The organism is Streptomyces sp. NPDC001156 (assembly GCF_053598275.1).
The window spans coordinates 1-7,832 of record NZ_JBSFJX010000301.1; the positions used below are offsets into that span (position 1 = coordinate 1).

Annotated in this window: 6 protein-coding genes and 2 pseudogenes; 5 read left to right on the top strand and 3 right to left on the bottom strand. The window is 66.6% G+C overall.

What is annotated here, in order from left to right; translation table 11 throughout:
* The 3 genes and pseudogenes from ACWDA7_RS48240 to ACWDA7_RS48250 form a co-directional block, all read left to right on the top strand.
* Window positions 1-430, top strand: a 430-nt coding sequence (locus tag ACWDA7_RS48240; RefSeq protein ID WP_450613970.1) for an integrase core domain-containing protein, incomplete at its 5' end; no start/stop codon positions are given.
* A gap of 118 nt (window positions 431-548) precedes the next feature.
* Window positions 549-848: pseudogene (locus ACWDA7_RS48245) on the top strand (transposase); the annotation flags it as partial.
* 211 nt (window positions 849-1,059) lie between these two features.
* The gene (locus ACWDA7_RS48250) at window positions 1,060-1,467 is read left to right on the top strand and encodes a transposase (protein ID WP_450613972.1); all 408 of its coding nucleotides are present in this window, start codon (window positions 1,060-1,062) and stop codon (window positions 1,465-1,467) included.
* 237 nt (window positions 1,468-1,704) lie between these two features.
* Here ACWDA7_RS48250 and ACWDA7_RS48255 read toward each other — a convergent pair whose 3' ends face one another.
* Both ACWDA7_RS48255 and ACWDA7_RS48260 read right to left on the bottom strand, forming a co-directional pair.
* Window positions 1,705-3,345 (bottom strand): AMP-binding protein, encoded by a 1,641-nt coding sequence (locus tag ACWDA7_RS48255; protein ID WP_450613974.1) that lies wholly within the window; start codon window positions 3,343-3,345, stop codon window positions 1,705-1,707.
* Window positions 3,346-3,802: 457 nt separating this feature from the next.
* Window positions 3,803-5,356 carry an HAL/PAL/TAL family ammonia-lyase gene (locus tag ACWDA7_RS48260; RefSeq protein WP_450613976.1) on the bottom strand — a complete coding sequence of 518 codons (1,554 nt, stop codon included), beginning with the start codon at window positions 5,354-5,356 and terminating at the stop codon, window positions 3,803-3,805.
* A gap of 779 nt (window positions 5,357-6,135) precedes the next feature.
* Between ACWDA7_RS48260 and ACWDA7_RS48265 the strand changes: the two genes are divergently transcribed.
* Complete coding sequence (locus ACWDA7_RS48265; protein ID WP_450613978.1) at window positions 6,136-6,942, top strand: MarR family transcriptional regulator; 807 nt, start codon at window positions 6,136-6,138, stop codon at window positions 6,940-6,942.
* A 180-nt stretch (window positions 6,943-7,122) separates the two neighbouring features.
* On the opposite strand, the pseudogene ACWDA7_RS48270 reads toward ACWDA7_RS48265, so the two are convergent.
* Window positions 7,123-7,239, bottom strand: a pseudogene (locus ACWDA7_RS48270) (IS630 family transposase); the annotation flags it as partial.
* Between the two features lie 87 nt (window positions 7,240-7,326).
* On the opposite strand from ACWDA7_RS48270, the gene ACWDA7_RS48275 reads away from it, so the two are divergent.
* On the top strand, window positions 7,327-7,832 hold a 506-nt coding region (locus ACWDA7_RS48275; protein WP_450613980.1), incomplete at its 3' end, for a helix-turn-helix domain-containing protein.

A 7,832-nucleotide genomic window follows, 5' to 3' on the forward strand; every position in this document is an offset into this window, starting at 1 on the left:
GTGGGTGACCCAGCAGGCCCGCAACCTGACCGCCGACCTCGGCGCACGCGTCGAGTCGCTCCGCTTCGTTCTCCGCGACCGCGACAGCAAGTACATCGACTGCTTCGACGCCGTCTTCGAGGCCGAAGACATGGACGTGCTGCTCAGCGCGCCACAGGCGCCGCGCATGAACGCCCACTGCGAGCGAGTGATCGGTACGATCCGGCGCGAGGTCCTCGACCGCATCCTGATCGTGAACGAAGCCCACGCCCACCAGGTCCTCGCCGAGTACCAAGGGCACTACAACACGCATCGGCCACACCGATCACGAGACCAACGACCGCCCGAAGCCCGGGAACAGCCAGCGGTATTGCACGATCGCGTGTCCCGCAGGCCCCTGCGCACCCGCGTCCTCGGCGGGGTCATCAACGAGTACCGATACGCGGCTTGAGCTGCAGCGATGACTTTACGAGCCCCACAGGGTGGGAATCGGCGAAGTGACGTGCACGGCCAGGACCTCTTGGTAGCAACTGCGGTGTCGAAGCCCAGTCGCGCCAAGAGGTCCTGTCATGCCGTTGTACGCCCCTGCCACCCCCGCTGTCGCCCCGGATGGGCAAGCTGACTGCCCGTGCCTGGCCTGCCGGTTCGGGCACGGTCGCCGTCATCCGGCCCGGTCCCGCCGCTACACCTCGGACACCACGGATGCGGAGTGGCAGGTCATCGCGGCGGTGCTGCCGTGGCCGGCATGGCTGGACGGCAACGGCGGGCGGCCGGAGGAGTACTGCCGCCGGCTGATCGTGGATGCGATCTTCTACGTCGCGGACAACGGCAACAAGTGGCGCAACCTGCCGGGCGTCTTCCCGCACTGGCGCACGGTGCACACGGTCTTCACCCGGTGGTGGCGGGACGGAAGCGTCGACGCCATCCACAATGACCTGCGTGACGAGGTCCGCCGGGCCGAGGGCCGGGACACCGACCCGACCGCCGCGATCATCGACTCGCAGTCGGTACGCGCTGCGGAGACGGTCGGCGCCGACAGCCGTGGGTACGACGCGGGCAAGAAGGTGGCAGGCCGCAAGCGTGATCGTGGACACGATCGGCCTGCTCCTGGTCGTCATGGTCACCAGCGCGAGCGTGCAGGATCGCGACGGAGCCCGCCCCACACTGGTGCACCTGCGGGACCTCTTCGAATCGATCAGTCTGGTCTGGGCCGACGGCGGCTACGCCGGGAAACTAGTCACCTGGGCCAAGAAGAAGCTCCAGCTCACGATCGAGATCGTCAAGCGCAACGATGACGTCAAGGGCTTCGTGGTACTGCCACGCAGGTGGGTGGTGGAGCGCACGCTGTCGTGGATCTTCCAGCGCCGCCGCTGCGTACGCGACTACGAACGGTTACCCGAGCACCATGAGGCCATGGTCAAGTGGTCCATGATCATGCTGATGTCACGGCGCCTGGCTGACACGAAGGACGCCAAACACCGGAAATGATCAGTTTGTTCACGGGCTCTCAGCGGCGAGGGTGCGGCCGCGCGCTGCGGCCGCACCCTCGCCGATATCGTCCTGCCACCAGGCGAACCGCTCACCCACCCCGACGACGTCGATCGGACTGCAAGTAGATGAGCGTGATCCGTACGCATGTCTGGGTCACCGACACCCTGCGATGTACGGCGGTGCTGTGGGTACGGGATCAGTCACTCGCCCGGTGGAGTCACTCCTCACCAGGCGTCACATGGTGAGTAGGTTCGTCAGGTGACCGTCCTTCACCCGGGCGCGGAGAAGGTCCTTACGGACCTTTCCGGTGGCGTTGCGCGGCAGTTCTGTCACCAGTTCGAGCCGACTGGGCTGGTACCACTCGGTCATGCCGCGGGCGGTGAGGAACTGCCGCAGGCCCGTCAGAGTGGGTGTGGCCGCACCGGGGACGACAACCGCGCAGGCGAGTTCGTTGCCGTCGTCATCCAGGTAGCCGACGAGGGCGACATCGAGGACATCGGGGTGCGCGAGCAGTTCCGTCTCGACGTCATTGATCGGGATCATGAAGGAGCCGCCGATCCGGTCCGCGGTCCGGCCGATGATGCGCAGGCCACCCCGACCGTCCGGAATCGCCAGGTCGCCGGTGTCGTACCAGCCGTCGTCCAGGTCGGCCGTCACCCGCAGTTGACCGCTGTCCCGGCCGAAAGTCGCCAGGCACACACCGCCACCGCGGACGAAGAGCCGGGCCGGCTGCTCGGCGGTCGGCGGGGTGTCGGTGTCGGACCGGAAGTCGAGGTCCAGTCCGGCTCCTGGCCTGCCGTCGCTGCGCGAGCCCCACAGGGGCGGATCCTCATGGCGTGTCCAGGTGTGACCGGGTACCTCGGTCATTCCCCAGAGGGTGCGCAGCGGCACTCCCCACGTCTGCGGAACAGAGGCAACCAACTGGCCGGGAACCGTGGTGGCGCCGCTGAGCACGATGCGCAGTGGGATCGCCGGGCTGGGCTGCACTTGGGCAGCGGCGACCAGTGCGGTGACGAACGGCGGCGCACCCGCCAGGACCGTGGTCTCGCTCTCGGCGACGATGTCCAGCGCGCTCTTGGGATCCCAGACGTCGGAAAGCACGGAGGCGCCACCGACCAGCAGCGGGATCATGATGTTGTACATCAACCCGAAGATATGGGTCAGCGCCTGGGTGGTGAAGAACCGGTCCCGGGTGCCCAGCTCCTCCGCTTGGGCTATCGCTGAAGCTCCGGCGTAGAGCGTGTTGAAGGTGTGCAGCGCACCCTTGGGTTCCCCGGAGGTGCCTGAGGTGAACAGGACCACGGCCACCCGGTCCGGGTCCTCGACGGGCGCACCGGTCAGCGTCCCGGGCTGCCGCTCCCACGGTGTCTCCTCGAAGTGGCGGCCGAAGTTCACCGCGTCTTCGGAGGTGTCACCCCCGGTGATGACCACCCGGTGCCGCAGCTTCGGCAGCCGGGGTGCCATCTCGGCCACTGCGTCCGAGTACGGCACGTCATTCCACTGGTCGACCGTGACGCACACGCTGGCCTCCAGACGCGCCAGGATGCGTTCCAGCTCGCGTGGGCCGATGGTCATCATGACGGGTGCGACGACGGCCCCGACTCGTGCGCAGGCCAGCAGCAGTGCGCTTACCTGCCACCAGTTGGGCAACTGCATCGCGACGACCTGTCCTGGCCCGACGTTGAGTTCATGCAGCGCCCCGGCGAACCGCTCGACGTAGTCGCTGAATTCGCGGTACGTAAGCCGACGCACGCCGGTATCGGCGCGGTAGGCGATCACCGCAGTGGCTTCCGGCGTTTCGTCCCGCCATTTCCGCAAGTCCGCCAGCGGCCCTTCGTTCCGCCAGACGCCCGCGGCGCGGTATTTCTGTGCCATGTCCTGGCCAGGCCTCAGCTCGGACAAGATCATTCGTATACTTCCCATCTCGCAGCCCTGCCTTCGGCGATCTGCTGTGAATCGTCAAACAATCGATTCCGGCCGGGCTTGATGAACCTTCTGTTTCGCCCTGCGGACCTCGCCGGAGTCCCTGCCGCTACACCAAGCAGGGCTCCTCGTGAGGCCGGCGCAACGCCACCTACGGCAGGTCGGCAGCTGCCTCGTGGGCATCGTCCATGGATGCCTCAAGACCAGACTTCCAAGCCGAAGCGAGCGCCTGGGGCACGTCACGGCACCCCGCCGCTCGACGGCGGACATCATCGTGAGCGCTCGTCCGCTCGGCGCTCTGCCTCGCGCCGATCACCCAGCCGAAGAGGCCGGCTCGCCTTGAAAAGGAAGACTCGACTGTCCGGCGGCATCCTTCGTGAGTACGACAGCTCCTTGGAAGGTGTGCGGGTCAACCCGCCATGACCGTGCGGCGCAGAGAGCCGTCGATGAGCAGCGTGGCGATCTGCTGGAACTCTTCGTCCAGCGGGCGATCCTCCTGGACGAAGGGGACGGTGCTGCGCAGGTACCTGTGGGCACGTGCGGTGAGGGGGCTGAGCTTGTCTGCGCCGATGATGTCCACGGCCTGGCAGAGTGCCACCAGGTGGATCGCGGTGACCTCGCTGATCAGGTGGACAGCAGTCCTGGCGTGCCGGGCGGCGATGGTGCCCATGCTGACCTTGTCCTGGTTGTGCGCCTCGGTCGACCGGGAGAAGGAGCTGACGGGCATGGTCAGGTGGAGTGCTTCGGCGGTCAGAGCGGAGGCGGCGATCTGCGCACCCTTGAAGCCGTGGTGCAGTCCGGCCGCGGGATCGGTGGCCTCGACCGGGGCGATGAGGTTCGCCGGGAGCCCCAGGCTGAACTTCGGGTCCACCAGCAGCTGCACCTGCCGGTCCAGGAGGTCGCCCACGCTGGCCACGGCCGTGGCCAGCGCACTGGCGGCCTGGGCCACATGGCCGCCGTAGAAGTTGCCGCTGTTGTGGACGGCGAACGACTCCGCGTCGAAGAGCGGGTTGTCGTTGGAGGAGTTGATCTCGTTGGTGATCCACTGCTCGGTCCACTGCAGGGTGTCGCGCAGTACGCCGATCACGTGGGGGGCGCAGCGGATGGAGTAGGGGTCCTGGATACCGCGTTCGAGTTCCAGGTAGCCGACGCCTTCACCCATGCCGCCTCCGCGGAGATCGGCGTCCGTGCCGATCAGGGCGGATCCTTCAAGCATCTGCCGGATGTTGGTCGCGCTGGTCATCTGGCCCGGATGCGGCTTGTTGATGTGCGGGAACGCGGTGAACTGGTCCCTGCTGCTCCTGCGCACCTCGGCAGCCAGGGCTGTGCACAGCTCGGCGCACCAGGCGAGTTCGCGGGCCTCGGCGAACGCCAGCGTCAGATAAGCAGACATAAAGGAAGTGCCGTTGACCAGGGCGAGGCCTTCCTTGGCCTGCAGTTCCACTGGCTGTAGTCCGGCCGCGCGCAGGGCTTCGGCGGCCGGCATCCGTTCACCCCGATAGGTGACGGTGCCTTCGCCGATGAGCGACGCCGCCAGATAGCTCAACGGGGCCAGGTCGCCGCTGGCGCCCACCGAGCCCCGCTCCGGGATCTGCGGCAGGATGTCGTGGTGCAACATGTCCAGGATGAGGCGGACAGGCTCCTGCCGGATGGCGGAGTGTCCTCGGGCGGCACAGTTGGCGCGAATCAGCATGGTCGCACGAATGACTTCGTCGGGTGCCACCGGTCCGGTGCCCACCCGCAGGAACCGCAGCAGGTTCCGCTGCAGCATCACCGTCTTCTCGGGGCTGATCTGCCGACTGCTGCTGTCACCGAAGCCCGTGGTGACGCCATAGATGGGTATCCCCGACGCTATGAGGTCATCCTTGACCTGAAGGGACCTCTTCATACGCAGGACCGCGTCTTCCGCCAGGTCCAGCCTCACTCCTGACCCAACCGTCGAGGCCCTGTAGACCTCGCCCATGTCCAGATTGTGACCGTCGAGGCACATTTCAGGCTTCTCGGCGGAAGAGGCGTTGTGCATCATGGATCGCTTTCACTATGCAAAAAATACGGATTTCGTGTAACAACGGGCGCGACAGAGCTCGTCACTCGTAAGGAGCACAGGGCGCCTCGTCAGACGGGAATGGTGCCCAATGTGCAGACTTGTCCGCCGTCCTTGGCGGTCAGCGCGGCACACCGATGCTTCAGGCCGGTGAGCCGGAGCGCGACACGTACTCCCGGATGGCCGGTCAGTCGGCTTCTTACGTGAGCGCGATTACAGGGGTAGCCGCTCGGAAAGTCCTCCATGCGGCTGACATGAACGCCATCGCGCCGTCCGCCGGAATCGACGGGCATCCGTGACACCTTCCCTGTGCCCGAGCGGGCGCACGTTGAAGGTGTGCCCATACCGCGGTAGCCCCGGGCCACCGCACCCTGCCGCCGCATGGCACCTCACTGCGTCATGCACGGCGGCTGACGGATCCAGCTTCATGTTGGCTCGAATACGATGGCGAACTGATTCGGTCTGGCCCGAAGAACGACATTCCGGAAGGATCTCCGCAGGCTGCCATGGTCTACCGCATACACTTCACGGTTCAGGATCTGGCCCGGACACGTGTAGCCGCGGCGCCGATGCCGCTGCATGAGCTGGAACTTGCAGCGCGAGCCCTACAGAGTCGCAGCCAGCCCGCCCGCCTCGATGCGTGGCGACACCGTGCTCGCACGAGACTGTCTGCCCAGGCCCGTATGGTCCTGGCCCTCATGCCCACCGTCGGATGCTCACCGAACTTCCTCAGCCCTGCAAGAGCGGGCACTATCGAGGAACTTTTGGAACAGGTATGCGGCACACCGCGCGAGGACATCAGGGCGGATATGCTCGAAACTGCCCAACAGCAACCTTCCCTGCCCGTGTGGACACGCCGCCTGGCAGACGATCCAGCTCTGTTCGCCGAACTCTGCACAGGGCTCGGCCATCTCCACGCATGCCTGCTGGCTCCGTACTGGGCACAGTTCACAGACCACCTGGCGGTCGACCGAACCCTGCGCCTGAGGCAGTTGCTCGCCGGCGGCGTCGAGCAGCTGCTGACCCAGGCCAACCCCCGGTGGATGCGATGGATCCCGCCAGTGCTGGAAATCCGGATGGCGAACGGAGCCGATCGCGACCTTTACTTGGAGGGGCAAGGCCTCCTGCTCATTCCGTCGATGTTCGGCACACGCGCCATAGTCACCAACAGCGAGCCTGTGTCCGTGAGCTATCCCGCCTACCAGGACCAGCACGCCCAGGAGCTCACGGCCCTTGCTTCCGTGACTGGCCACGGGCACTCCTCTGGTGTGTCGGCGCTTCTCGGGCGGACGCGCACTGTGGTGCTCACCACCATCGCGGAGCACCAGGGCTGCTCCACCAAGGAATTGGCCGCTCGTGCAGGTATTGCGGCCGCGAGCGCCAGCGAACACGCAACCGTTCTCCGCGAAGCCGGACTGATCCGCTCCCTGCGCCACCGAAACTCCGTGATCCACAGCCTCACCCCCCTCGGCCAGGCACTCCTCAACGCGCCGGGGGCAGCCTGAGGTCCCAGGGGGATGGCGAACAGCAACTGCTGGTTGACGTCACCGACGACGCGTCCGTGGGCCCAGTCGTCGAGCTCCCGCTCCGGGCGGGATTCGTCCCAGGCAGCGCCATCGGCAGCGAGTCAGCCGCGTCGCCGCCGGGTCGGCCACCCCCCTGCGGTGGCCGACCCAGCGGTGCGGCTAAGCGGATGACTTGAAGTTCTGCGCGTAATTCCTCGGCAGCCAGGGCGAGGACCAGGGTGCGGCGGTGGTCAGCATCTGGGTGGGTGAGCGTTGTCGGAAGAAGGCGTGGGCCTGGCTGTCCCGCGTGAAAACCTGGGTTCGGGCCCCTGATCAGGACGTTTCGCTGCGGGACGGTGGTGGACCGGGGCATGATCGGGATCCATGCGGTGGTCATGGATCTATCTGCTGACGCGCAGGTCGCTAGAGCTGGCAGGCCTCAGGTTCCTGGGCAACGCGGCAAAAGATGTTGAACTGCTGGTCCTTCGGCACCAGCTCGCGGTGCTCCAACGCCGAGTCGGCCAACCCAAGTTGGAACCGGCCGATCGGGTCCTGCTGGCGGCCCTGTCGCGTCTGCTGCCCAGGCAGAGTTGGAGCAGCTTCTTCGTCACCCCAGCGACGCTGCTGCGTTGGCACCGGGAGCTGATCGCGGACAGGTGGACCTACCCTCACAAGAGGCCGGGTCGGCCGCCGATATCGGTGGAGACGCGGGAGCTGATCCTGCGTCTCGCGCGGGAGAACCCGTTGTGGGGACACCGCAGAGTGCAGGGAGAGCTGTCCCGGTTGGGCATCACCGTCTGCGCCGCCACCGTCCGGTCAGTACTGCGGCAGGGCAACATTCCGCCCGCGCCCCAGCGGGCTCACGACGCCTGGGCCTCCTTCCTACGCGC